General features: G+C 51.7%; 21 protein-coding genes and 1 tRNA gene. 8 read left to right on the top strand and 14 right to left on the bottom strand.

The window, feature by feature from the left end; all coding sequences use genetic code 11:
- Nucleotides 1-214: 214 nt before the first annotated feature.
- Nucleotides 215-1,915, bottom strand: a complete 1,701-nt coding sequence (locus BLR09_RS14850; RefSeq protein ID WP_093203751.1) for a TonB-dependent receptor — start codon at nt 1,913-1,915, stop codon at nt 215-217.
- A gap of 48 nt (nt 1,916-1,963) precedes the next feature.
- Entirely contained in the window at nt 1,964-4,972 is a 3,009-nt protein-coding gene (locus BLR09_RS14855) for a tetratricopeptide repeat protein (RefSeq protein ID WP_176785561.1), read from the bottom strand.
- 262 nt (nt 4,973-5,234) lie between these two features.
- On the opposite strand from BLR09_RS14855, the gene BLR09_RS14860 reads away from it, so the two are divergent.
- A complete protein-coding gene (locus tag BLR09_RS14860; RefSeq protein WP_093203757.1) occupies nt 5,235-6,974 on the top strand; it encodes a M61 family metallopeptidase in 1,740 nt (579 codons plus the stop codon).
- Between the two features lie 37 nt (nt 6,975-7,011).
- Here BLR09_RS14860 and BLR09_RS14865 read toward each other — a convergent pair whose 3' ends face one another.
- Nucleotides 7,012-7,257: a hypothetical protein gene (locus BLR09_RS14865; protein WP_093203759.1), complete on the bottom strand. Its 246-nt coding sequence runs from the start codon at nt 7,255-7,257 to the stop codon at nt 7,012-7,014.
- Between the two features lie 6 nt (nt 7,258-7,263).
- Between BLR09_RS14865 and BLR09_RS14870 the strand changes: the two genes are divergently transcribed.
- Nucleotides 7,264-8,337, top strand: coding sequence for a tetratricopeptide repeat protein (locus tag BLR09_RS14870; RefSeq protein ID WP_176785562.1), 1,074 nt, complete (start codon nt 7,264-7,266; stop codon nt 8,335-8,337).
- A 138-nt stretch (nt 8,338-8,475) separates the two neighbouring features.
- Here BLR09_RS14870 and menD read toward each other — a convergent pair whose 3' ends face one another.
- The 6 genes from menD to BLR09_RS14900 form a co-directional block, all read right to left on the bottom strand.
- A complete protein-coding gene (gene menD, locus BLR09_RS14875; protein WP_093203764.1) occupies nt 8,476-10,191 on the bottom strand; it encodes a 2-succinyl-5-enolpyruvyl-6-hydroxy-3-cyclohexene-1-carboxylic-acid synthase in 1,716 nt (571 codons plus the stop codon).
- A gap of 322 nt (nt 10,192-10,513) precedes the next feature.
- On the bottom strand, nt 10,514-11,377 hold the full coding sequence (locus tag BLR09_RS14880) for a sigma-70 family RNA polymerase sigma factor (RefSeq protein WP_093203767.1): 864 nt from the start codon (nt 11,375-11,377) through the stop codon (nt 10,514-10,516).
- Between the two features lie 79 nt (nt 11,378-11,456).
- Nucleotides 11,457-13,667, bottom strand: coding sequence for a polyribonucleotide nucleotidyltransferase (gene pnp, locus BLR09_RS14885; protein WP_093203769.1), 2,211 nt, complete (start codon nt 13,665-13,667; stop codon nt 11,457-11,459).
- Between the two features lie 261 nt (nt 13,668-13,928).
- Complete coding sequence (rpsO, locus tag BLR09_RS14890) at nt 13,929-14,204, bottom strand: 30S ribosomal protein S15 (protein ID WP_093203772.1); 276 nt, start codon at nt 14,202-14,204, stop codon at nt 13,929-13,931.
- A gap of 59 nt (nt 14,205-14,263) precedes the next feature.
- Nucleotides 14,264-15,748 (bottom strand): LptF/LptG family permease, encoded by a 1,485-nt coding sequence (locus BLR09_RS14895; RefSeq protein ID WP_093204258.1) that lies wholly within the window; start codon nt 15,746-15,748, stop codon nt 14,264-14,266.
- A gap of 58 nt (nt 15,749-15,806) precedes the next feature.
- The gene (locus BLR09_RS14900; RefSeq protein ID WP_093203774.1) at nt 15,807-16,196 is read right to left on the bottom strand and encodes an START-like domain-containing protein; all 390 of its coding nucleotides are present in this window, start codon (nt 16,194-16,196) and stop codon (nt 15,807-15,809) included.
- Between the two features lie 155 nt (nt 16,197-16,351).
- Here BLR09_RS14900 and BLR09_RS14905 point away from each other — a divergent pair.
- Nucleotides 16,352-16,425, top strand: a tRNA-Met gene (locus BLR09_RS14905).
- A gap of 899 nt (nt 16,426-17,324) precedes the next feature.
- Here BLR09_RS14905 and holA read toward each other — a convergent pair.
- Both holA and BLR09_RS14920 read right to left on the bottom strand, forming a co-directional pair.
- Nucleotides 17,325-18,344, bottom strand: a complete 1,020-nt coding sequence (gene holA, locus BLR09_RS14915) for a DNA polymerase III subunit delta (RefSeq protein WP_093203778.1) — start codon at nt 18,342-18,344, stop codon at nt 17,325-17,327.
- A 19-nt stretch (nt 18,345-18,363) separates the two neighbouring features.
- Nucleotides 18,364-18,975, bottom strand: a complete 612-nt coding sequence (locus tag BLR09_RS14920; RefSeq protein WP_093203781.1) for an acyl carrier protein phosphodiesterase — start codon at nt 18,973-18,975, stop codon at nt 18,364-18,366.
- Nucleotides 18,976-19,137: 162 nt separating this feature from the next.
- Here BLR09_RS14920 and BLR09_RS14925 point away from each other — a divergent pair, with 162 nt between their 5' ends.
- Entirely contained in the window at nt 19,138-19,656 is a 519-nt protein-coding gene (locus tag BLR09_RS14925; protein WP_093203783.1) for an FKBP-type peptidyl-prolyl cis-trans isomerase, read from the top strand.
- A 41-nt stretch (nt 19,657-19,697) separates the two neighbouring features.
- Here the strand turns inward: BLR09_RS14925 and BLR09_RS14930 are convergent, their stop codons facing one another.
- On the bottom strand, nt 19,698-20,168 hold the full coding sequence (locus BLR09_RS14930) for a deoxycytidylate deaminase (protein WP_093203786.1): 471 nt from the start codon (nt 20,166-20,168) through the stop codon (nt 19,698-19,700).
- A 113-nt stretch (nt 20,169-20,281) separates the two neighbouring features.
- Here BLR09_RS14930 and BLR09_RS14935 point away from each other — a divergent pair, with 113 nt between their 5' ends.
- On the top strand, nt 20,282-20,839 hold the full coding sequence (locus BLR09_RS14935; RefSeq protein ID WP_093203788.1) for a DUF2911 domain-containing protein: 558 nt from the start codon (nt 20,282-20,284) through the stop codon (nt 20,837-20,839).
- Here the strand turns inward: BLR09_RS14935 and BLR09_RS14940 are convergent.
- Nucleotides 20,829-22,154, bottom strand: coding sequence for an ABC1 kinase family protein (locus tag BLR09_RS14940; protein ID WP_093203791.1), 1,326 nt, complete (start codon nt 22,152-22,154; stop codon nt 20,829-20,831). The two genes, BLR09_RS14935 and BLR09_RS14940, sit on opposite strands and share 11 nt — an antisense overlap.
- Before the next feature lie 23 nt (nt 22,155-22,177).
- On the bottom strand, nt 22,178-22,813 hold the full coding sequence (locus BLR09_RS14945; protein WP_093203793.1) for a TetR/AcrR family transcriptional regulator: 636 nt from the start codon (nt 22,811-22,813) through the stop codon (nt 22,178-22,180).
- 267 nt (nt 22,814-23,080) lie between these two features.
- Here BLR09_RS14945 and BLR09_RS14950 point away from each other — a divergent pair, with 267 nt between their 5' ends.
- From BLR09_RS14950 to BLR09_RS14960, 3 genes are read left to right on the top strand one after another with little or no spacing between them, the layout of a single operon-like run.
- The gene (locus BLR09_RS14950) at nt 23,081-23,692 is read left to right on the top strand and encodes a 3'-5' exonuclease (RefSeq protein WP_093204260.1); all 612 of its coding nucleotides are present in this window, start codon (nt 23,081-23,083) and stop codon (nt 23,690-23,692) included.
- 60 nt (nt 23,693-23,752) lie between these two features.
- Entirely contained in the window at nt 23,753-24,205 is a 453-nt protein-coding gene (locus BLR09_RS14955) for a hypothetical protein (RefSeq protein WP_093203796.1), read from the top strand.
- 39 nt (nt 24,206-24,244) lie between these two features.
- A complete protein-coding gene (locus tag BLR09_RS14960) occupies nt 24,245-24,709 on the top strand; it encodes a DinB family protein (RefSeq protein ID WP_093203798.1) in 465 nt (154 codons plus the stop codon).
- Nucleotides 24,710-24,713: the final 4 nt, after the last annotated feature.

Here is a 24,713-nt window from a genome sequence, read left to right on the forward strand (position 1 = left end):
CTTTCGAAGGGAATTCTTCTGATACTTAAAGGTACACGAACCCGCGGCAAAAGTCAAATCCGGAAAACAATCATTCCCAGAAGAAAAAGAGAAAAATACTTCCGCAAGATCGGAGAATCACGCGAGCGAAATGCCGGTAATTTTCTGTTTGTCAGCCGGTTACAAAAAAAGAGCCGCTCCCTCCGGAAGCGGCTCTTTTCTGGCGAAAAATTTCTCAGAACTGATACGAGAGGCCGGCAAGGAAATTGACGCCCTGCTGACGGTAGCTCTGGTAGCGTTCGTAGTTCTTTCCGATGATGTTGTTAACACCGACAAAACCGGAAATCCGATCGGTAACCAGGTACGTCGTCTTCAGGTTCAGATCGATGATCGTAGGCAGTTTCCGCTCCGCCATGGTCACCGGGTTCTGACCCTTCAGCCCTCCGATCACGTAGAAATCCGTGCTGATAATCAGTTTCTGCTTGAACGTCACGGTATTATTCCAGGATGCCGTCACGGTCGGACGATGCCAGGCTTTGTCAAGTTGCTTCAGGTCATACCCGAAGAAATCGAACTTAAGGAATGACCGCCACCAATCCTGGTGCTGGTAGTTGATCTGACCGGAAACATTGATCACGTTTGAAAGGCCATTATCCGCCGGTCTGTCGTACAAAACATCAAAACGGGCTGTGTCTTTCACGGCGTTATTGAAGAAATACAGGTTCCGATACCCGCCGAATGACACTTTCGCTTCATAGTTAAAGCCTCCCTTGATCGCGCCCTTCGTACCGATGTAGATATCACGGACTTTCTCGGTATTCAGCAGGGTGACGTTCGGAGCCAGCCACTGATTCTCGTCGAGCAGGCTGGCCAGGGTATTCCGGTGCACATCCCCTTCATACCCTGCAAAGAGGTGAATATCCTCCAGCGGCTGGAAATCAATCGTCACTACCGGATAGGCATGCGTCGGCTTGGCGAGGGTATTGAGGTTGTCCGTCTCGTGTACGACGTTGATTCCCCCAATGATACTGAAGCGGTCGGTCCGGTACTGAAACGTCGGCTTAATCCGGAACAGATTCCGGTTATTCGTCAGAGAATCAGCCCGTTGCGTAATGTAAGCATCTCCGGCAAGGTGCGCCAGGAAGTTTTCCGTTACCGGGAAAGTGGCCTTCAGGTTCGTACCCCAGTCGTATTCGCTCGCTTCCGTAAAGCTCGACAGGGCCCGCAGTTTCGTTTTGATCGAATAGTCGATAAGGGCGTCCTTCTTGGTGTTTTCCAGTCCGACTCCCGCCGTAAAGTTATTCAGAACCTGCTTGATGCTCTCCCGCGTCGGGACGTCAGCAGTCCGTTTGTACCCGTAGAAGTAAAACTGATTCCGGTCGTACCCCAGGTTTCCGTCCAGCTTGAGATTATTGGTGACATACTTGCCGCCCAGCTGGATCAATTGTTGGCTGGTAGCAGAATTTTTGCCGTCAACCGGCCCGTTCGCCGTCGAATTATGCTTCAGCTTGATACTGACGCCATAAGGCAGATCCGCGCGGGAATTGATATTGGCTTCCGCCAGAAAACGGCCGTAGTTGCCGGCGCCTACCTTCACTTCGGAGTTATACAACGCCTGTTCGTTCTGAGACTTAGGCAGTTCCGTCGCTACCGGGTTAAATTTGGGTGGGCCCACAATCAGTTTTTGATCCGTGAACTGGTACCGCAGCGGCTGCTTGTCAGGACGGGCGTTCTGTGACTGAGGAATCTTCTCAATGTTCCGGTGCTGGGTAGTCAGGTTGATTTTCCGCTCCCGGACGATGTCAATTTCCCCCGACTGGATCTCCCCTTCTCCCTGATTAACTTTTCCCTTCGTCTGGGCGAAAGCGGAGACCGTCAGGCTCACCAGCCCCATGACGCGCAGTGACTGAAGGATAGCTTTTTTATGATAAAACATTCGATGTCAGACAGTTAAATACGTTTTCGGATTCGGTTCGTGCGGGGACTACTTAATAAGCGCCAGTTTCCGTTTTGCTTCTTCGACTACGGCCTTGTCTTCAGCTCCCTCGATAATCGTGTTCAGGAGAGCCTTGGCCTGATACCCCTCATTGAGGCAGACATACACATCGGAAAGCAGGAGGAAGCCCTGATCGATCCATTTCTGATCGCTGAACTGTTCCTTGAGTTCGTTGATGATTTTGTCTCTGGATTCCTTGCACTTTTTCTCTTTGAACAGAATCGCTGCCACATTGTAAATCGCTTCTGCTCCGTACGAATCCTTGCCCAGTTTCGCCGTTTTCTCGAATTCTTCGATGGCGCGTTTGTTGTCTCCTTTTGCGAGTGCAATCTTTCCGGCCGTCAACTGCGCGCGGTTGCGGGCGCCGGTGACAGAATTATCCCCGTTGATCACCTCTTTCGCATAAATCAGTGCGGAATCCGGCTTCGGCAGCGCGAGGTACGCATCCATCAGACCTAATTGGGCAGCAACCTTGTCTTTGTTATTCGCAGCGGCCCGGTACAATACCTGGTATCCACGGACTGCGCCCCGGTAATTCTGATTCTGGAACTCAATTTCGCCGACGCGCTGTGCCGCCCGGTTTACAAATGAGGTCTTGTTTTCACTGATTACCTTGTTGTAATAGCGGAGCGCGCTGATTTTGTCCTCGGTCCGGAAGTAGGAGTCGCCCAGGTAGTAGTTTGCTTCAGGCAGGTAGGCGCTTCCCGGATAGCGTTGGAAAAACTCGAGCAGCGCTTCAACCGCCTGAGGATATTTCTCGCTGAAATACAGGTTCTTCGCTGCTTCGTACTTGATTTTTTCGAGGGATTCATCCGACGGATTACCCTGCTCATACCCTTTCAGAATCTGGGCAAAGTCTTCCGGGCGACCTACTGCATTCAAGGCGTCCTGCACCCCCAGCAACGCAGATTCCGCGCTCTTCGAACCGGCGTATTTGGTCAGGATAATTTTGTAATCCGCAATTGCCTCGTCGTACTTCTTCAGGTTGGAATTGGCAATTGCGCGCTGCAGGAATGCCGCATGCAGAATCGGACTATTCGGCCGCTCCTGAATCACGCGGGTAAACTGACGAACCGCAATGGGGTAATTCTGCTGATTCAGTTCAACCATCCCCAACTGGAACATCGCGTCATCCGAATATGGTGAGTTCGGATACTGGTTCAGCATCTGGCTGAGGGTCGTTTTCGCTTCGGCGTATTTACCCGCATAAAGCAACGATAACCCTTTGTTGTACAACGCATTATCTTTATCGCTCTTGCCGGCTACTACTACCTGATCGTAGATCTTGTTCGCTTCGTCGTACCGCTTGGCTACCAAGTAGGTATCGGCAAGGCGAATCATGGCATCTTCATAATTGCGCCGGTCGGTTGCGGGAAGTCCCCGTACGGCGTCGGTATAAGCCTTCAACTGCGTGGCTGCCTTGTCATAGTCTTTGGTGTTGTAATAAGCATACCCCAGACCATAGCGGCTGCGAATGCGGAAGTCCGGTACCAGGCGGGAGTTTTCCGTACTGGCAATCAGCTGATTATACTGAGGGATAACTTCCTCATACTTATGCTGAGCGGAATAGGCTTCCGCCTTGTAAAACTTCGCGGCAGCGGCGATATCCCGGTTGTCGGTATACTTCGTGGCTTTGTCAAACGCACCAATCGCCTTGTCAAACTGCTCGGCATTGAAAGCGTTAATACCCAGGTTGTAAGCAGCTTGCTGGTACTGATTTCGTTGTTTCGGAGACAGGTTTCGCTCTTTTTCGAGGTAATCCAGAATTTGCGCGTAGTTGTTGGACAGCAACAGGCCTTCCCCTCTAAGTTCCTTACTTTCAGGCACATAAGAGCTATTCGGGAAAGCTTTGAGGAATTCGTCGAATTCGCTGACTGCTCCGGCGCCGTTCCCCATATCAAGCTGAAGCTTCGCATGGTTGAACGAGGCATCTTCTTTCACCGCTGCGTTATAGTTCAGCTTGCGTGCCTGATCAAGCGAGCCGGCTGCAGCCGACAGGTTATCCGTATTCAGGTAACTAATTCCCAGGTAGTAAGAGGAATACTGCCCGATCGTATCTTTAGAGGAGCTGAGTTGCTTCAGGTTGGCGATAGCGCCATTGAAATCGTTGAGGCGGTATTGGGAATAGCCATACCGGTAAGCGGCGGCAGCCGGAAGGCGCCCGCCTTTCAGATTGGTATGGTACTTGTAGTATTCAGCGGCCTTGGCGTAGTTGCCTTTCTGAAAAAAGACGTCGGCCGTCAGCAGCGACAGCTCATCCAGTTTCTTGCCCGATTTCGGTCCCTGCCGGAGAATCGGCTCGGTATAGGCCACCAATTTGTCGTACTGTCCCTGGCGGTAGTAGGAATGCGCAATCCAGCCGGGTACTTCGTTTCCGAATTCGCGGGAATTTTCAATTCGCCGGAAATCTTCCACCGCTCCCGCATAATCCTCATTCTTAAAACGAATAACGCCGGAGTAGTAGCTCGCCGCCGATACATATTCCGACTGGCTCCCAAGTACCTGACCGAAGGCTTTCAGGGCTTCGTCGTAGCGGTTGGTGTAGTAAAGGGACATGCCGAGCTTAAAGGAGGCGTCGGGACCATAGGCTTTCTGCAAGTATGGAATGGCCTTGGCATAGTCTCCGGCGTTGTAGTAGTATGCGCCGAGATCTCCATACAATTGCCGCGCTTTCGGGTGCTCTCCGTGATTTTTGACGAAACGCTCGGCCAGTACTTCCGCTTCCGGGTAGTTCAGGTACAGCGCCGACATGGCGATGTAATACTCCGCGTTGACGGCGTTGAGATCATTTGCCGCCAGTAAACCCTTGTTCGTCTGGAGATAACGCTTGAATTCCTGAGATGCTGAAGCGTAATTTTTCTTCTCGATAAACTCGACGCCTGCCTGATACAGCGCGTCGGAAGAGGTATACTGGGTAGTATTCTGCGCGAAGACAGTCTCCGCCGAGTAGAAAGACAGCAGGCATGATCCCAAAAGGGACAAGCGGCGAACACGCATAGGAAAATCGTGGTTTAGAAACATCCGGTCGAAATTCAAAAATACACAGGCCATTATGGATTCGTCGTCCGCGGTACCTGGAAATAAAATGCCCGAAACTAATCGGTGATGGTTAAAAAGAAGTAAAAAAGTGAAACCCGAACTGGCGAGACACAGATGTCATGGCTTATTTTCACGCTCTTAACGCAAAGAAAAACAAAACCGTATGTTTCGGCGCTTCGTCGTTTTCGTTTTTCTTTTTTCTCCGCGGTTTTAACGTTCCATGTACGATTTGCCTTCCGTTCACTATACGCTTTCGATGCCTGAGCCTTCCACCCATTATTTTCAGGTGGAAATACTGTTTTCAGATCTCCAACATCCTGCTATTCAGGCGCAGGGCTACCTCGATCTGCGGATGCCCGTCTGGATTCCCGGGTCGTATATGATCCGGGAATATGCCCGGCATATTGATTCCCTGTCTGCTTTTGTGGATGATCTGCCTGTTTCAGTCAAAAAAATACGGAAAAACGCCTGGCGCATTCCGGTGGGAACCGCCGGGCAACTCCGGGTGACCTATCAGTTGTATGCCAACGAGCTGACCGTCCGCACCAATTTTCTCGACAGCGAACACGGTTACGCCAACGGAGCGGCCACTTTTGCCTATGCAGAAGAGTTTCGGAACGAGCCCGCTACCCTGACCATCCGCCCGTATGAGGGTTGGAATACCGTTTCCGTCGCCTTGCCGGCGATCAAAATGCATACCTACCTCGCTGCGAACTACGATATCCTGGCAGACTCCCCTATTGAAATCGGGAATCACACCGAATGGACTTTCGAGGCCTGTGGGATTCCGCACCGCGTCGCGATGGTAGGTGAATATGCAACCATCTCAGAGTCAAAGCTTTTATCTGACTATATCCGGATTTGTGAGGCCGCGGCGACAGTCGTAAACCGGCCGCATCCCTGCCGGGAGTACCTGTTCATTGTCCATCATACGGCCCAAAACGGAAGCGGCGGTCTGGAGCACCTTTCGTCTACCACGCTGCATACCCACCGCAATACCTACGCGAATGAGGCAGCTTATGGCCACTTTCTGGGTCTGGTTGCGCATGAGTATTTTCATTTGTGGAATGTCAAACGTATCCGGCCGGTAGAACTCGGCCCGTTTAACTACGAAGAGGAGAACTATACCCGCCAGCTTTGGGTAGCGGAAGGATTCACCAGTTTGTTTGATAATCACATTCTCCGGAGAGCTAAAATCAGTTCGGTTGAAAAATACCTGGAAGACGTCGCCACGGATTTTAATTATGTGCAGAATACGCCCGGCGCTCAGGTTCAATCCCTCGCCGATGCCAGTTTTGACGCGTGGATTAAGTACTACCGGCAAACGGAAAATTCCGTTAATAGTCAGGTATCTTACTATGTCAAAGGTGCAGCAGTTTCGACACTATTGAATCTGAAAATTATCCATGAAACAGCCGGTGAAAAATCACTCGATGATGTTTTGCGCCTGTTGTATGATGAATATTATCTCCGGTTAAACCGCGGATTTTCGGAGGAAGAGCTTCAAGCTACAGTTGAGCAAGTGGCCGGAAAATCATTGAAAACATTTTTCGAATCCGCTATCTATGGCACAGAATCGCTTGACTTTCAGCACTATTTGAATTACGCCGGCTGTCGTCTCATTACCGATCCCGGCGACGGGGGTTTTCTCGGCGCCGTCTTTGCACCCGGAAAGCCGGTCATTTCAGCGGTACTCCGGGATTCGCCCGCCTGGCAGGCAGGACTGAATGCGTTTGACGAAATCACGGCGATTGACGACACGGGTATTTCCGATATTCCCCGACACCTTGAGACGCGGGAGCCCGGCGAGCGGCTTCGTCTGGAAATCCGGCGGGCGGGCCGTGTCCTTGTGGCGGAAGTGGAGCTGATACCTTCGCCGATGGTGCGCTGGCGGATCGTCCGCGCCGATACAATCACACCGGCACAGGAAACTGTGTTCCGAAAATGGGTCTGGGCATAAAAAAACGGCGCCTGACAGACGCCGTTGATGTCATACATCAGTCTTCGACTTCCTCGAGGGCTTCCTCCCAGTCTCTGGCCATGGCTTCGAACCGTGCCAGGACTTTGTCCAGAAAAGGACCCGTCACGACTTCCCTGAGGTCTTCCTCGCTGGAGATGTCGTACTCATTGATTTTGTAAGTTTGTTCCAATTGGCCGGCTTCGATTTTCACGATATACCGGCTGTTCCAGGCGTACAGTGTAATTTTACACGACGGATGCGAAATTTCTCCGATTACTTTCATTGTCTCATGAAGGCATTTTCTTTCAAATACCTCGGTTTTGTTGCCACAACTGGTGCGAATATCTTATTTCTCCTGCTATTTCTTTCGATCTTTTTGATTTCCTGCGGAGACCAGAAAGGGCAGGAAGCGTATCAGTTCTTCATCCGGGGCAATGAGCAACTGCTCAAGACCAATTACCCGGAAGCGATCCGCTTCTACGACGAAGCCCTTAAAAAGAAACCTGAATTTCCGGAGGCGTTGACCAACCGGGGCGTTGCACATACGCAGCGCGGCGAAATGGACCAGGCCATCGAGGATTTGAATAACTCGCTGAAAATCAATAACAAAGTCGGGAATACCTACCAGGCGAGGGGTAATTACTTTACCCTGACGGGAGATTTCGCCAAAGCGCGTCAGGACCTGGAAGAGGCTGTTAAGCTTATACCCGATTCATCGGCATCCTGGGCGTTGCTCGGAAACGCCCAGTACATGAGCGGACAGGAAGAGCAGGCGTTCCAGTCCTTCGACCGTGCGGTGAAGGTCCGCCCTTCAGACTATTCCATCTATGCCTTCCGTGGATGGATTTATGTTCTCCGGAAAGAATACGACAAAGCGGCTGCCGATTTCCGGCAAGCATTGAAGTACCGACCCGACGAACCAAGTACAGTCAATAACCTGTCCATGGTGACGACGCAGCTCGGAGATGCGCAGGAAGGGTTGAAAATTGCAGATAAAGCAGTGAAAATCACGGAAGGAAAGCTCCTGGCGTACGCGGTAAACAACCGCGCTTTTGCCTTGCTCGAGCTCAATCGCCCTGACGATGCCAAACCGGAACTGGACCGTTCCATCCGCCTCGATGATCAGAACACCTGGGCGTACCGGAATCTGGGAATATACTACCTGAAGAAACAGCAGCACGCCGAAGCGCTCGCCCAACTGCTTAAAGCTGAGAAGATGGACCCTTCGGTCGACGATCTCTACTTTTACCTGGGCTCTGCCTACAAGGCTGCCGGCCGGTCCGATCAGGCATGTACTTCCTTCCGGCGGGGCGTTACACTTCACGAAAAGAAATCAGCGGAGGCCGTGAAAAACTGCCGGTAGCAACCGCCTGAGAATTACCTATTCCTTACCGAATATCAGGCACGAATAGTTTACGCAAATCTCAGGCGGTTGTTTTTTCAGCAATTTGCTTCTAACTGTTTCCGTATCTATTACGGTATCAGGATGTTACAAGAAGCATTAGCTCCGTTTTCCTGCTGCTTTAAATTCGGCGAAGTATTTTTGATTGCGCTCGGGGTCTGTACTGATTTCCAGCAACTTAGGTTTATCTCCCTCTTTTTTCAGTTCAGACAGGCCTTTCCGGAGCGCTGCTTCGTCGCCAGCCGGAAAGTAATCGATGCCGGCATCTGCACATACCCGTTCGGCGGAAGTATGATGACGGGTTTCGAAGTACTGCCCGAGTTCCGGCTGTCGGGCCGGGCCGTCGATCATGCGGAAAATACTTCCTCCGGAATTGTTCAGCAAAACAATCCGAAGGTTCGCCGGCAGCTGCGGATGCCACAGAGCATTCCGGTCGTAGAAAAAGGCCACGTCTCCAATGAGGAGGTATACCGGCTCGTCCGAAACCAGCGCGGCGCCGACGGCGGTACTCAGACAACCATCGATACCACTGGTTCCTCTGTTGGAAAGCACGGTTACCTGTCGCCCGCGCAACCCCAGGAAATTGGCATAGCGCACGGATAGACTATTGGCGAGGTGAAGTTGAGCGGGTTCGGGCAGCGTGTCAAGTACTTCTGCAACGGCAGCAAGTTCTCCAAAGGAGTCAAATGCCGATACAGCCTGAAAAATAGTCTTCCGCGCCTGCATATCTGCGGCTTCCCACCGGGCCAGAAGGTCCGAGTCCGGTTCTTCGTCGCCATCCTTGTAGGCCCGCATATCGAGCGTCTCCAGCATGTTCCGGAAGAAGTACTCCGGTTGGACGGGGAACTGATGCGTCAGTGTCTGGAAAGGATCGATCAGCTCCGGCCGGAGCGACAGATGCCAATGCAGAAACGGCTTATGTTTCCGGAAATAGAGTTTGATATTCTTCGAGATGAATGAATCCCCGAAAGTGATGAGCAGGTCGGGCTGCAGCTCGTCGCCGGCAAGCGGCAGAAAATAGTCCTGGTGGGACACAAATGTCCCCGTCTGATGAATGTTGGAGATAATATCCCCGACGATGGGGATACCAAACTCGGCCCGTAGCTGTTCGAGAATACCTGTCAACTCACTGGAATAGCCTTGAAGCTGCCCCGCGGCGATGAGGATACGGCCCGCGTGCCGCTCGAGTGTCTCAGCGATTTCCGCCCAGGTTTCCGGCGTCAGCACCGGCTCCGCCCCTACCCGGATCATTTGCCGCGGTCGGCCGAAACGGTATACTTCCGTTTCTGTCGGGTAGAAGGGCTCGCGTATGGGTACGTTGATATGAACAGGCCCGGGCACCGCAGTCCCGGCCAGGTTAATTGCTTCGTTGACCTGACGTTCGATGCTCCACAGCGCGTCAGGATGCGTGTAATCCGCCGGTAATTCAAACGCCTTTTTGACGTGTTTTCCAAAGACATCCCGCTGGTAGATCATTTGTCCGTCCTGCTGCCCGATCCACTCCGGCGGCCGGTCGGCGGTTAATACCAACAATGGTATTCCGAGGAAAAACGCTTCCGTCACAGCCGGAACCAGGTTGGAAGCCGCTGTGCCTGAGGTACATACAACAGCGACAGGTTCCTGTAGTTGCTGAGCCATACCCAACGCCACATATCCAGCTGAACGTTCATCCGGTATCACTTTGGTTTGAATGGAAGAGTGTCGGGCAAAAGCCAGTGTCAGCGCAGCGGAGCGTGAGCCGGGAGAAATCACCACGTGCCGGATTCCCCGTTCAGCACAGAGTGCCACGAGGTCAAGAAGGGGCTGTAAAATCATGGTGGCAAAGGTAGGCAGCAGGAATGAGTTTTGGGAGGGGTTTCTTATGCTGAAAGGCGCCCTTTCCCGGGACCCCGAGGGGGTCGAACGTTGGTTGGCCCCGGGCTGGAGGGCTGGAGCCCGGGGGCCTCTTCTACACGTAAATGCCTCAGGCTATCGCCTGAGGCTATTGATGTTGGACCCCTTCGGGGTCTTTTATTTACTTCCCTCTATATCAAAGTTTAGGTCCGCATACCCGCATATAGCCTACTGCCAAAAGCAAAAAAGAGAGACCGCCTTCCGACGATCTCTCTTTTCTCAATTACCCACCCAGCGGGAAAACCTAGCCCAGGTACGTCTTGAGCGCTTTGCTCCGGGACGTATGGCGCAGGCGGCGAATCGCTTTTTCCTTGATCTGACGTACGCGTTCACGAGTCAGGTTAAACTTCTCTCCGATTTCTTCCAGCGTCATGGCATGGTTGCCATCGAGCCCGAAATACAGGGTAATGACATCGGCCTCACGTTGTGTGAGAGTCGACAGCGCCCGCTGTACTTCCTTACGGAGGGATTCGTTCACCAGGCCGGAATCTGGCTTGTCTTCACCGTCGTTTTCGAGAACGTCGAGGAGAGAGTTTTCTTCTCCCTGTACGAACGGCGCATCCATGGAAACGTGGCGACCTGAAATTTTCAGGGTATCAACGACTTCCCCGGCAGAGATTTCCAGTACTTCTGCCAGCTCTTCCGGAGAAGGCTCGCGTTCAAATTTCTGCTCGAGCTCGGAGAAAGTCTTCGAAATCTTGTTCAGAGAACCTACCCGGTTCAATGGAAGACGGACAATACGGGACTGCTCGGCAAGTGCCTGCAGAATCGATTGGCGAATCCACCAAACGGCATAGGAAATGAACTTGAAACCGCGCGTTTCGTCGAAACGCTGTGCTGCCTTGATCAGGCCAAGGTTTCCTTCGTTGATCAGATCGCCGAGGGAAAGGCCCTGGTTCTGGTATTGCTTGGCAACGGACACTACGAAACGAAGGTTTGCCTTCGTCAGTCGTTCCAGAGCCAGTTGATCGCCTTCACGAATTCTACGTGCCAGTTCTACCTCCTCGTCCGGGGTGAGCAAATCCACTTTTCCGATCTCCTGAAGGTATTTATCGAGAGATTGGCTTTCCCGGTTGGTGATTTGCTTTGAAATTTTTAGCTGTCTCATCTGGCATCAGAATTTGCTAACGGGTTGCTGATGATTAAGTAACATGTCTGTCAAAACGAATGGGACCCGTTCCGGTGACTTAGTTACGGGAACGTCGGTTTTCAGAGCGGTCGGGACGGTCGCTGCGTTCGGGGCGATCCCCTCTTTCCGGACGTTCCGGGCGTTCCTGGTATCCTTCCGGTTTCGGGAGGAGCACTCTACGGGATAAACGGAATTTTCCGGTTTTTTGATCCACTTCGATCAGTTTTACCTTCACTTCCTCTCCCACCTCGAGCACACCCTTCATAGCCGGCAGGCGGTCCCAGGAGATTTCAGAGATATGCAACAGTCCGTCGCGGCCCGGGAGAAATTCGACGAATGCACCGAAGTCCGTGATGGTCTTCACTTTTCCGGTGTATACTTCGCCTACTTCCGGAACCGTCACGATGCCCTTCACACGCGCCACGGCTGCGTCCATGGCGTCTTTGTTGGTGGCGAAAATGCTGACGTATCCCTTGTTATCTTTTTCTTCAATGGCAATCGTTGTACCAGTCGTCTTCTGGATTTCCTGCACAACCTTTCCGCCAGGTCCGATCACCGCACCGATGAATTCCTGCGGAATCTCAATAATGACGGCGCGCGGGGCATGAGGTTTAAAGTCAGGACGAACTTCGGCGAGCGTCTTCTTCATTTCACCGAGAATATGAAGACGACCTTTCTTCGCCTGCAACAGGGCCTCTGCAACAACCTCGTATGACAGCCCATCGATCTTGATGTCCATCTGGCAGGCCGTAATACCGTTTTCGGTACCGGTGACCTTGAAGTCCATGTCACCCAGGTGATCTTCATCGCCCAGGATATCCGACAGAACCGCATACTTGCCAGTCTTCGGATCGGAAATCAGCCCCATGGCGATTCCGGATACCGGCGCCTTGATTTTCACCCCGGCATCCATCAGTGCCAGCGTACCGGCGCAGACAGTCGCCATGGAAGACGAACCGTTGGATTCCAGAATATCTGAAACCACCCGGATCGTATACGGATTATCCGCTTCGGGAGGCATTACTTTCTTGATCGCCCGCATGGCCAGGTTACCGTGACCCACTTCCCGGCGTCCGGGGCCGCGGTTCGGCTTCACTTCACCCGTAGAGAATCCAGGGAAGTTGTAGTGCAGCAGGAACTTATTATAACCGGATACCAATGCCTGATCGACAATCTGCTCATCCAGCTTGGTACCGAGGGTAACCGTTGTAATGGACTGGGTCTCTCCCCGCGTAAATACGGCTGAACCGTGGGCGCGCGGCAGGTAATCAACTTCCGACCAGATGGGACGTACTTCGTCGAGTGCCCGGCCGTCGAGGCGCTTCCGCTCGTCGAGAACGAGGTTACGGGCAGCGTCTTTTTCGATGTCGTGGAAATACTTGCCTACGAGCGACAGGTCAATTTCGTGCTCTTCAGGCAGCGTGGCAAGGTATTCTTCGCGAACGGCTTTGAAACCTTCTTTCCGGATGCTCTTGTTGGCGTTTCCAGAGGCAGCTACTGCGTACATTTTGCCGTAGTAGTTGTCGTAAAGAAATTTCTTCAGCTCTTCGTCGTGTGTTTCGTGGTTGTAAGTCCGTTTTTCGGTTTTACCGACTTCGGCTTCCAGTTCTTTCTGCGCAGCACACTGGATCTTGATCGCGTCGTGAGCTGTCTTGAGAGCCGTCAGCATATCGTCTTCCGATACTTCGTTGCTTTCGCCTTCTACCATCAGGATGTCGGTGCTGTTACCGGCAACGATGAGGTCGAGTTCTGCCCGGTCGAGCATGGAGGTCGGCGGGTTGATCAGGTACAGGCCGTCGATTTTGGCGACGCGTACTTCGGAGATCGGACCGTTAAACGGAATGTCGGAGACCATCAGGGCAGCGGAGGCGGCGAGGCCTGCCAGCGCGTCCGGCTGTACTTCCGGATCTGCCGAGATCATCATTACGTTGATTTGCACGTCAGCGTGAAAATCATCCGGGAAGGTGGGACGCAATGCCCGGTCTACAAGACGGCTGATCAGGATTTCATAGTCGGAAAGACGGCCTTCCCGGCGTTGAAAGCTTCCCGGAATCTTACCGGCAGAAGCGAATTTTTCCTGGTAATCAACCGAAAGAGGGAGAAAATCGATACCCGGACGGGCATCAGCAGAAGCCACTGCCGTGGCGAGGAGCATCGTATCGCCCATGCGGACGACGACAGAGCCATCGGCCTGCTTGGCCAGCTTGCCGGTTTCGATGGTGATGATACGACCATCCGGCAGGCTCACTTTTTTGGTTACAACGTTCATAGTGTTCGTATTGACCGCTTTAGACCGCTCTCCGGCCAGGTGAGGGACCGCTGTGTAACTCGACCTGTGGAGGAACCGCTTTCAAGAGGTTAGTTTTTGGGGTAGCCCCTTTCGTGCGACGAATGAAACAACCTCGTTCCGTATGTAATAGAGTAAAAAAACGCTAAGAAGTAATCACTTTGCCCGGGAAAAATTTTCTAGACAAAACAAAACAGGTCAGGGAATTCAACCTGTGAATTCCCTGACCGTAAAACCGCCGGATTATTTCCGGAGATTCAGTTCCGCAAGAATCGCCCGGTAACGGGTGATATCCTTTTTATGAAGGTAATCGAGAAGAGCACGACGTTTCCCTACCAGCTTCAGAAGACCTGCACGCGTAGCGTGGTCCTTCTTGTGTTGTTTCAGGTGCTCCGTCAGAGCACTAATCCGGAACGTAAAAAGAGCAATTTGCGATTCAGCCGAACCTGTGTCGGTTGCTGACTTGGCATGCCCCTGCGCTTGAAAGATTTCTTTCTTTTTGTCGGCAGTCAGATACATGAGATGCAGCGAAATTATTTGTTTGGACTGCAAATGTACGAAAAAATAATCGATTATACCTAGGACAGTTCCCTTTTTTTACCGATTACCGGAGCCGTTTCCCGCCAGGCTTCGAACTTTTCTTTCCAACGGTTAAAGGCAATCCGATATACGTCAGCTTCGAAAAGCCGGGAGTCATTCAGGGCTTTGATCATGAAATAAACCCCAAACCCGAACAATACAAGATTCGACATCCACGCGCCCAGCGGCACCCACATGGTACCCTCTTTCGCGTACTTATCTCCCTGAATGGTCAGCACATACATCAGAATGAAAAAGATAATCGCCACCAATACCGGCAGGCCAAATCCCCCCTTTTTGATAATGGACCCCAGCGGCGCACCGATCAGGAACATCACCAGACAGGAAATGGCTGAGGTAAACTTGTGATTCCACTCCAGGTCGTTTTTATAAATATTTTTCCGGCGGTCATACATCAGCAATTCATCCGTTTCAATTGCCGTAAAGCGGGACTTGGCTGAATTGAGAGCGTTTGTTAATTGATCCGGACGAACATTCTTCGTTCCGTAAAAGGCCTTTTCCCGGGCTGTCACCAGGGAATCCACCCACTTGCGGGACATTTTTTTAGCTACCTCCGACTGCGGCTGCAGGTGATAGGAATAATACTGCGGTGCCATCTGCAACATACCCTTCATCGCCAGGTCATAATTGGCCTTGAGCGAATCCCCGTCCTTGCGCAGCTCACCAAGTGATTTCATGATGGCGTGATTCTTGAACTGCTCCTCGTCCGTCGGGTTCATCTTGAAAGCCCGCATGTTGATGTACTCTTTCTTATGCCGGAACGCGTTTTTGGCGAAGTCGGTGGTATTCAGGTTCGGAGATGTTTTATCTACATCTTCTACGTAATCCGCGCCGTTAAACAGCTCAAATACCAGGTACTTGCCATCCAGAATCATATAGGTACGGGCCGAATCGGCGATTGTCACCGCCCGGTTTCCGTTGTTTCCGGAATGATTATAAATGATGACATTCTTCAACGAACCATCCGCATACTTCTTCGACACTTTGATCGAAAAGTTTGGCAAGTCGTCATTAAAGATACCCTCCTTGAAAGCCAGCGTCGCCTTAGTCGTCTTGATATCCCACAACATGCTGTAACCCTTGAGGTTAGCCCAGGGTTGAATCGTGTTGTTGAACCAGAGAATAAAGCCGGTAATGAAGAAAATAACGATGGCTACCGGCCGGATGACCCGCGAAATCGAAATACCGGCACTCTTCACCGCTGTCAGCTCTGAAAACTCCCCCAGGTTTCCGAAACACATCAGGGAAGACAGCAACACGGCCAACGGCATTGACACCGGAACGACCATGAGGCTGAAGTAAAAGAACAGGCGCCCGTATACGTCCAGCCCCACGTCCCTGCCCGCGATTTCATCGAAATAGAGCAGAATAAACCGGGTAAGAAATATAAACTCGGTGACGGCGAAGGTGACCACAAAAGGCCCCCAAAACGCTCCGAGAACTAATTTATCTAACTTTCTCATGACAATCCGCTTCAAGTATACGCCCGTTTGCGGCATCTACCCGACCGGTTAACAAGTTTTAACCCCCTACTACCTCGCGCAAACTATCGATCAACCCGTCCCACAACGCCTTCAGGTCGTCTTCGTTGTCGTTATTCGAATAATCGGTCACTTTCAGGAACGTCGAGTTGGTCAGGTCGCTCTGATCCAGCCGGAACTCCAGGTAATTGTGATCATCGTCTTCCCCACCGGGGACAAAGTCATACTTTACACTCTTATTCTGACGAACGGATACTACTCGTGCCGTGTGATTTTCCCCATCCCATTCGAAAATCATAGACTGATTGGAACCTACCACTACCTTACTGGCGAACCACTGCTGAAGGCCGCTGGCCGTACTGATATAGGGAAAAAGCATCTTTGGGGAAGCCTTCAGTTCAAATTCGGCACTGAATTTATACTTGGTCATAATTATTCGTCAGAGACGCCTCCATGTTCAATTTACTCATTATCAATACTGTATCGAAAGTCGACAAGCACAGTATTTAAAAATCTTATTTTTTTTTTCCACAAGGTATGGATTTCGGCCGAAATACGCATACTTTTGCACCACGAAAATTCAACGGCGGGGTAGCTCAGATGGTTAGAGCGTCGGATTCATAACCCGGAGGTCACGAGTTCGATTCTCGTCCCCGCTACAGGCAGCCGCTCCTCAGGGAGCGGCTTTTTTATTATCTTCCGGCCTGTTTTCAGGCTTCCAGCTGTCGTCTACGCAACCAAGACGGATGCTCCAAGCGCATAAGGTAGGTAATTTCTGAGACGAAAAACCTGAATCCGAAAAGTAATTCGTTTCCGACTCTGATTATCCCATTGCCCAAATCTTCCAGCATCCTCCTGAAGCCGATAAAATACCCGGTCCGGGCATGGAAAAGCATTGTTCCGTAAACTCCTGTCTGAATCCTGAATCCCCGATTACCTCGTTCCTGCATTCCATAGTACCTATCCTTTTTCTTCTACTGCAGGCTGCTATTTGATAAGCAGAAATGACCGGTAATCCGGTCACTATCTCGGCGTTCATATTCTCTTTTTTGCATCATGTATCATGAGTAACAGGGCCATAAATGCGCTATATCGCGTCGGTCTGTTCCCTTCTATCCGGATACGCCTCCAATTCATGCACAGGCTCTTATCCTTTCCTGAAATGCACACAGTTTACAGCTATTTACAATCGTAAACTGTTCCTTATTTCCAACTATCTATTCACAAACAGGATAGCATTTATTCATGGTTGTCTATATACTTTATTTTCCTCTGTTTCTCTCGAAAAAGCTTCTTGCTAAAGGTCTCGTCAGACATCTTCCATCCGATTTTTCATCTCCATTGTTCATTCCCCTACGGGTCTTTAGGGTCTCCGTTGGTCGAATAAGTCGCCTCGATCATTGGATTAAAATAATATAATTAAATATTCAAATAATTACAAATAAAAATCAAAGACAATGGACAAAAAAAACAGCCTGACAGGATGTCGCGCAATGAAACGGCGAAACTGTCAGGCTGAAACCCCGGGAAAACACTCCCGTTTAATTTTTGAGCAAAATCAATGTAATATTTTAAAAACCAAGTCTTTAAGTATGGTTTCTTCACTGACAGACCCCACATCTACCCCTTTGGAGGCAGCGTCGGCCTGGCGAAGGAGCCCGATTACCTGAGCGGCCTTGTCGAGCGGGTAGTTTCGGGAAGCCAGCAGGTAGTCTTTCACGAAATACGGGTTCACGCCAAGGCTCGAAGCCAGTGCCCGCTCGCTCTTGTCGGACGCTGCATGGACCAGCAAAAGCTTGCTAAAAAAGTTATAAAGGATAATCAGCGTAGGTTGTATCGGATTGTCCTTCGGGTTCTTTGAAAAGTGGTTCACAATAAGATTGGAACGCACAATATCCCGCTGAATAATCGCCTTTTGCAATTCAAAATTATTGAATTCACGGCTGATTCCAACATAGCGTTCAACTGTTTCCGCCTGAATCGACTCATCCGCTTTCAAATTGAGAATAATCTTCTCCAGCTCGTTCGAAATACGCTTCAGATCGTTACCAATAAACTCGGTTACCATCTGCAACGCCTTTGGACTAATTTTGACTCCTTTGTCGTGGCAATAACCAGCGATCCAATCCGGCAGCCGACTATCGTACATCTTTTTCGAGGAGACGTAGATTCCCTTCTTGTCGAAAGCTTTGACCCAGGACTTTCGTTCGTCTACAGATGTCTTAAAACTTAGTACCAGCGTTGTAGAAGGCAACGGGTTGAGGATGTAGTCTTCGAGAAAACGGCTGTTGTCCTTCGCGTCGAGGCCCTGTATGTCCTGGGCTTCCTTGACAAGCACTAATTGCCGGTCTGACAGCATCGGAAAGCGCTTCGCATGGCTCAGCAGCGTACCGATTGTCACATCTTTTCCATACAGCACAAACTGGTTAAAATCCCGCGCGCCGGGCGGCAACGCGTTTTCCTCAAAAAAATCAGTCAGCTGGTCAATGTAAAACGGTTCATCACCGGCAAGCAGGTAAAGCGGCCCCATCGGGCCCTTTTTCAGGTCTTTCCAAACGGATTCAAACGTTTGCGGCATTCTATAATGAGGCTATTAATCAGAAAGTGGCGCCTTCCGCCACCAGAAAGGCATGACAATGTGCCGAAAGCTCGGGCCAAAATTCACGAAAATCCGCTGCAAAGTCGTCGTATCCGGCAGAAAGGTCCTGAATACTGCGCTCAATCCCGGCAGCGGGCGGAAAACGGTGGCCAATTCCCTTCAGCGACCATTCAATGCCGCTGAGCGTCGCGTAGTTGGTAAGCCAATCGCGCGATGTCATCGACCGGATCAACGGCTGCATCACCTCCGGAAGACTACCCTGGCGGGCCAGCAACTCCCGGTAAAAGGTCTGTGCGAAAACGGGCAGCGGCTCGCCGGGGAACAAATTCCCCCACTCCTTCGCCAGGATATGATCGTAAAACATATCGATGAGTACGCCCGAAAGCAGGCCATACTCATCCACCAGCCGGCGTTTGCTGCGGCGGACCACCGGATGCCGGTCCGTAAAATCATCGATACGGCGGTGGAGGCGTACGCCTGTCATCATTGCCGGAATAATCTCCTCGGCGCTATATTTATCGAGCCTGCCTTTGACAAACTCGCCCAGGACATTTCCGACACGGATGTCCGGATGGCTGCCGGAAAGAGCAATATGTGCCAGGAAATTCATGCGATATCCGGTTAGTTTGCACTGCGTCAGGTGACGTTTTGTCTGCTTTTTCTCCTTAGAATGATTATTTAAGACTCCCGGTTCACGTCTCCCAAATCTTTTGCGGGACAACTGTCAAATAAGCAAACCAATACTGGTACGTTTGCAAAAAATGAACTGAACATGAAAATCACAAAAAACAAAGTGGTGATTCTCGCCTACGAACTGGCCATCAAAGGACCTGAAGAAGAGGATTTCCTGCTGGTCGAATCGGTAGGCAAAGAAGAACCCATGGGCTATATACAGGGCATGAGTGGCTATCCGGAGCGTTTTGAACAGCAACTGGAAGGCCTCGAACCCGGCGCCACCTTTGATTTCACCATCTCTCCCGAAGAAGGCTACGGAAAACGCGATCCGGAAGCTGTTGTGGATCTTCCGCTCGACGTTTTCAAGGTAGACGGCAAAGTAGATTCCGAAATGGTACAGGTTGGCAACGTATTGCCGATGACGAACGACGAAGGCTACCAGCTCAATGGCCGTATCATCAGCGTCACGGACCAGTCTGTCTGGATGGATTTCAATCACCCGCTCGCCGAGATGCAGCTGCATTTTACCGGCGAAGTCCTGAGCGTACGCGAAGCAACACCGACTGAACTGAGCCACGGCCACGTACACGGTGAAGGCGGCGTTCACCACCACTGATCCAAACGAAAGGGGGAGCGAATAATCGCTCCCCTTTCGTTTCAGGCTGTTTTGTGTGTATATTCTTCAACCAGAACGCCGAATTTCCTCAAAAATTCTACGCCTTCGTCTACCCCGATACCCTTGTAGCGCGCATAGGAATCGCGGTAGATGACCCGTTTGATTCCCATCGAGAAAATAATCCGGGCACAGGCAATACAGGGCGACAGCGTCACATACAGCGTAGCGCCCTCCACACTCGCGCCGATTTTGGCGGCATACAGAATCGCATTCTGCTCGGCATGCAAGGCCAGGGAGCAGCTTCCCTTCGAATCCCTCGGGCATCCGGCCTCCGGAAATTCTTCGTCGCAATTGTGCGTTCCGGCCGGCGGGCCGTTGTAACCAATCGAAATAATACGGGTATCACGCGTCAGAACGGCCCCTACCTGGGCCTTGATGCAGTGGGAACGTTCTGCCAGGCTGGAGGCCAGGTCCATAAAAATGTCGTCAAAATGGGGACGGGTTTTCGTCATAAGGAAGCGGTGCTCGGCGTTACGAGATCCGGAGGAGCAGATTCTGCCTGACAGAAATCTGCCTTTGCAAACTCCGGAAAACGTTATTTTTGCCAAATGTATAGTCCCGAATCATGAAGTTACGCATCTGTTCCGCTTTATTCTGTCTGATTTCCCTGCAAGCACTGGCTCAAACCGACTCCGTCGCAACCGCCCGCGATACCGTCAGAGCCCAGTTCCGGCCGAGCCCTGTTGCACTTGCTTTCTACAAAACCGACAACTGCTACCTGAAGCTCACCTACGGGCAGCCGCTCAAAAAGGGGCGTGTTATTTTCGGTAACCTGGAACCCTATGGAAAAATCTGGCGGACCGGCGCCAACGAAGCGACGGAACTCACGCTGACGCGCGACGTCCGCTTCGCCGGAAAACCCGTCCGCCAGGGAACCTATGCCGTATTTACCATTCCGAATGAGAAAACCTGGACGATTATCCTCAATACCGAACTGGGTCAGTGGGGAGCCTTCCATTATCAGCCGGAGAAAGACTACCTGCGCGTTGACGTGCCGGTGGAAACCAATACGCAGGTCTATGAAGCGCTGACTTTCCGGTTCGAGGAAACAGAAACGGGCGCCGATCTTTCCCTGATGTGGGATACCGTGAAAGTGGTTATTCCCCTGGCATTCACAAAGTAGCGTACCCGCTGCGGAGCCAGTCCGGCCGGTGCGTCACAACGCGGGCCCGTAATTCGTTGAGCATGGAATACAGGCCGAAATACGTCCGGTTGACGTAGAGACCGTGCTGGCTGCCCCGAGCTACTTTTGAATGCCGGATTTCCTCCACCTGCTGCAGTTTTTCCGCAAAGGCATATACCTCGGCGAAGTACGAATCATCAGCGAAATCAAAGGTTTCCTCCGCAAAAGGACGTCCGAGCAGGTGAACCATCTGCACAAACAGCGCATAGAAAAGCTCCGTTTCTTCCGGTGAATCGGTCGGAAGAAGGAATTCCAGGTTTTTGAAATGCTGTTCGGTTTTCGGCCGGTTGGCTATCGTGTCCGGGTTGATAAGCGCGAAATAGTTGGTGTAATAGTGTTCGGGGATGACTTTGATGCAGCCGAAATCAATGACGCCAACCCGGCCGTCGGCCTGAAACAGGAAGTTTCCGGGGTGCGGATCCGCGTGTACCTGGCGCAGGGTGTTGATCTGGAAATCATAAAAATCCCAGAGTGTCTGGCCGATACGGTCACGCGTGGCCTGATCCGGGTTAGTCGCCAGAAACTCAGCCAGGTGGAGGCCGTCGAGCCAGTCCATAGTCAGTACCCGACGGGAAGAGAATTCCGGGTAATATTTCGGAAAAACGAGGCCGTCGATATGCGCGCAGGCTTCCGTGATTTCCTGGCCTCTCCGAAGCTCCAGTTCGTAGTCGGTTTCTTCGAGAAGGCGGAGCTCTACTTCCGCCGTATACCGGTCCACATCCTTTTCATTGAGCCCGAACAGCGTGCGGGCCATGGGTTTTACCATTTTCAGGTCAGAGCTGATGCTGTCGGCCACACCGGGATATTGTACCTTGACAGCCAGACGGCGGTCGCCCGACAACGCCCGGTGTACCTGTCCGATCGACGCCGCCGCTTCCGCTTCCATCGCGAAAGAATCAAAAAGTACCTGCGGAGATTTCCCGAAATACTGCTGAAAAGTCTTCACGACCAGCGGAGCAGACAACGGAGGAGCCGAATATTGGGATAACTGAAAACGCTGGGAATATTGTTTGGGAAGCAGATTGCGGTCCATCGACAGCATCTGGGCGACTTTCAGCGCAGAGCCTTTCAGCTGGCTCAGCGATTCGTAGATGTCGGAGGCGTTGTCTTCGTGTAATTCATCCCGGCTGAGGTCGGGATTGACCAGCTTCTTGACGTTGTGTTTCAGGTAATTGCCTCCGATTTTGACGCCGGTTTTGACGAACTGGGTCGCCCGGGCCACTTTGGAGGTGGGGATGGACTGTTGCGATTTCATACTTATTTCACGGCTTTACGGAATTAATGATTCTGGTAGACAAACTTCGCCAGATCCAGAACCGAATCGAGGGCGGAAACACCGATCAGGTCAAACGCCGCGTTGACGGCCTTTTCGATAGCAGAATCGGTTTTTTCGAAACGGGCGGAGGTATCCTTTGTCCAGAAATCAAGTAACCAGAGGGTCTGAATCCAGAAAGCATCGGGATAGCGGGTATCCAGAAAACGCCGGGATTTTACCTCCTGGCTTTCCCGTCCTTCTTCCAGCAGGTCGCGGACAAACTTTTGAAACTGTCCTTTGAAACCCTCCAGCGCTACCGGCGTGCGGAGCGACCGCTGCTGCCGGAATTCTTTCACACTGCGCAGGACGAAGCTGCGGTTGGCTGTCAGTACTTCGATCCACGTAAAATAGAACGCCAGCAGTTTCTCCCGGACCGAGTAGGTCCCGAAAACCTCTTCGGCCTCCAGGCGCTTTCTGGTTTCATCGAAGAAACTGGTCCAGATATCGCGTTCAATCTGTTCGAAGGAATTATAGAAGCCGTAAAAGTCGCTCTCCGTGATTTTCAGCTTCTTCGCAAAAGCGAATACAGAGGCCGGTTGCTGTCCATGCTCCAGTACGTATTCCTGGTAAGCCTGTCTGATTTTTTCGATCGTTGCCATCGTCCTTCAGGGGTTTTCTGGGTAACAGGAATCAGAGGGGAGACGTTTCCTCTCCGATGGAAATAGTACAAATTCCGTGTATTACAGGGAACGGCTTTCATGACAGTCGCCTGTTCCATGTTTTTTCGCACAAGTAACGGAATGAGAACCGATCCTTCCAGCGAAATGTTGCGGGCGTATGGAAAAAACGGATGAAATGTCATCCGGCGCGGATGAAGCCTTCCGCTTCGCGTCTTATCTTTGTCCGGAAGGAATGTTTGCATGGAAATGAATCAGGAAGGACCCCGGCACCGAAGGCTGTATGCGATCGTCGATATTGAAACGACGGGTGGAATCGTGACCGACAGCGGCATCACCGAAGTAGCGATCCGCCTGCATAACGGACTGGAGATTGTCGACCGGTACGAAACCCTGGTCAACCCCGAGCGGCCGATTCCTCCGTTTATTCAGGGGCTGACGGGTATTAACGACGAAATGGTCCGGGACAGCCCGACATTCGCCGACGTTGCCGCGGAGATTCACCGGTACCTGGAGGGGAATATTTTCGTCGCGCATAATGTTGGGTTTGACTACTCTTTTCTGAAATATCACCTTTCACTGGCCGGAATCGAGTTTTCTGCACCCCGGCTTTGCACGGTTAAGCTGAGCCGGAAGATCAAACCCGGCCACAAATCCTATAGCCTCGGAAAGCTCTGCAACGACCTGAATATCACGCTGAATAACCGGCACCGGGCGGCAGGTGACGCCGAAGCGACCGCTATTCTCTTTACCCGTCTGCTTGAATGGGACAGCAAAGGGTATACCGCTTCGCAATTGCGCCTGCCCCGAAGTATGCAGCAACCCACCGAAAACGGCCAGATGGTATTGTTTCAGGCCTGATCTCCGGAATTGCACTTACTTTTGTCTTTTATTCAGCCTTACAAATCTTCTTCCAACCCGATGCGTACCCGCTTTTTTCTTCCTGTTATTCTTCTCGCCGGATTTTTCTTCGTCGTTGGGTGTGAAAAGTACCCCACGGTAGACATGGGGAAGCAACTGCTGACGGTCGAACTGAAGGAGGGTGATTCCATCAAGTATATTTCGCTGGCCGGTAGCGGGCACCGGATTATTTTGAAGAACGTGTCGGACGACCGGCCGGATTCCTGCGTAACGTCTTCCGATACCTCGCGTGAAGCACGTGTCTATATTTCCTTCGAAGACCGTCCCGATCAGATTCTGTCTATCCGAAGCTGCATGAGCGGGCGGAAGTATACCTGGAATGATCTTCTCGCGCAGAAGCCCAGCCCTATTGTTTCTCTGGCTCCCGGCATTTCGGCGGGCGTTGTGGAAGCCTCTGCCAAAGACAGCCTGCGGGGTAAGATCCTGCGGGCAAAACTGACGTTTTCGTATTGAGATCGGCCGTAGGCGATCCATTTTTAACTGATTCCGGGAATGGTAACAACTATCCGTCAGATACAGGGTTTTCGCCGGCATCTGCTTGCCGAGATAGCTGATCTCACCGAAGAAGAGCTGAACCGCATCCCTTTCGGCTGTCCGAACAACATTGCCTGGCAACTGGGACACGTCATTGCCGCGCAGCAGATGTTATGCTACGCTCGCGCGGGGCTTCCCGTTCTCATTCCGGAGGCATTCTACCTGCCGTTCCTGACCGGAACGCGGCCGGAAACGGTAACATCTGCGGCAGATATTTCTGAATTAAAACGGCTGGCGGCCGCTACTTTGGACCAACTGGCCGACGATTACACACAGGGCAAATTTCTCTCCTATTCTCCTTCCGCTGGTATTCTGAACGTATACGGTTTCCCTGTGACGCATATCGACGACGCCCTGAGCTACCTCCTCTATCACGAGGGGTATCACGCCGGTCAGGTACGCTACCTGAAAAACCTGATTTAGGATA

This window comes from Siphonobacter aquaeclarae (assembly GCF_900103285.1).
Taxonomy (GTDB): Bacteria; Bacteroidota; Bacteroidia; order Cytophagales; family Spirosomataceae; genus Siphonobacter; species Siphonobacter aquaeclarae.

What these genes read in the sequence shown, in the direction of transcription:
- BLR09_RS14880 (WP_093203767.1), bottom strand. Translation starts at nt 11,377, where the DNA reads ATGAGACAGCTAAAAATTTCAAAGCAAATCACCAACCGGGAAAGCCAA.
- BLR09_RS14850 (WP_093203751.1), bottom strand. Translation starts at nt 1,915, where the DNA reads ATGTTTTATCATAAAAAAGCTATCCTTCAGTCACTGCGCGTCATGGGG.
- BLR09_RS14955 (WP_093203796.1), top strand. Translation starts at nt 23,753, where the DNA reads ATGCGTACCCGCTTTTTTCTTCCTGTTATTCTTCTCGCCGGATTTTTC.
- BLR09_RS14870 (WP_176785562.1), top strand. Translation starts at nt 7,264, where the DNA reads ATGAAGGCATTTTCTTTCAAATACCTCGGTTTTGTTGCCACAACTGGT.
- menD (WP_093203764.1), bottom strand. Translation starts at nt 10,191, where the DNA reads ATGATTTTACAGCCCCTTCTTGACCTCGTGGCACTCTGTGCTGAACGG.
- BLR09_RS14900 (WP_093203774.1), bottom strand. Translation starts at nt 16,196, where the DNA reads ATGACCAAGTATAAATTCAGTGCCGAATTTGAACTGAAGGCTTCCCCA.
- BLR09_RS14950 (WP_093204260.1), top strand. Translation starts at nt 23,081, where the DNA reads ATGAATCAGGAAGGACCCCGGCACCGAAGGCTGTATGCGATCGTCGAT.
- BLR09_RS14860 (WP_093203757.1), top strand. Translation starts at nt 5,235, where the DNA reads ATGTACGATTTGCCTTCCGTTCACTATACGCTTTCGATGCCTGAGCCT.
- rpsO (WP_093203772.1), bottom strand. Translation starts at nt 14,204, where the DNA reads ATGTATCTGACTGCCGACAAAAAGAAAGAAATCTTTCAAGCGCAGGGG.
- pnp (WP_093203769.1), bottom strand. Translation starts at nt 13,667, where the DNA reads ATGAACGTTGTAACCAAAAAAGTGAGCCTGCCGGATGGTCGTATCATC.
- BLR09_RS14935 (WP_093203788.1), top strand. Translation starts at nt 20,282, where the DNA reads ATGAAGTTACGCATCTGTTCCGCTTTATTCTGTCTGATTTCCCTGCAA.
- holA (WP_093203778.1), bottom strand. Translation starts at nt 18,344, where the DNA reads ATGCCGCAAACGTTTGAATCCGTTTGGAAAGACCTGAAAAAGGGCCCG.
- BLR09_RS14925 (WP_093203783.1), top strand. Translation starts at nt 19,138, where the DNA reads ATGAAAATCACAAAAAACAAAGTGGTGATTCTCGCCTACGAACTGGCC.
- BLR09_RS14920 (WP_093203781.1), bottom strand. Translation starts at nt 18,975, where the DNA reads ATGAATTTCCTGGCACATATTGCTCTTTCCGGCAGCCATCCGGACATC.
- BLR09_RS14895 (WP_093204258.1), bottom strand. Translation starts at nt 15,748, where the DNA reads ATGAGAAAGTTAGATAAATTAGTTCTCGGAGCGTTTTGGGGGCCTTTT.
- BLR09_RS14960 (WP_093203798.1), top strand. Translation starts at nt 24,245, where the DNA reads ATGGTAACAACTATCCGTCAGATACAGGGTTTTCGCCGGCATCTGCTT.
- BLR09_RS14930 (WP_093203786.1), bottom strand. Translation starts at nt 20,168, where the DNA reads ATGACGAAAACCCGTCCCCATTTTGACGACATTTTTATGGACCTGGCC.
- BLR09_RS14945 (WP_093203793.1), bottom strand. Translation starts at nt 22,813, where the DNA reads ATGGCAACGATCGAAAAAATCAGACAGGCTTACCAGGAATACGTACTG.
- BLR09_RS14855 (WP_176785561.1), bottom strand. Translation starts at nt 4,972, where the DNA reads ATGCGTGTTCGCCGCTTGTCCCTTTTGGGATCATGCCTGCTGTCTTTC.
- BLR09_RS14865 (WP_093203759.1), bottom strand. Translation starts at nt 7,257, where the DNA reads ATGAAAGTAATCGGAGAAATTTCGCATCCGTCGTGTAAAATTACACTG.
- BLR09_RS14940 (WP_093203791.1), bottom strand. Translation starts at nt 22,154, where the DNA reads ATGAAATCGCAACAGTCCATCCCCACCTCCAAAGTGGCCCGGGCGACC.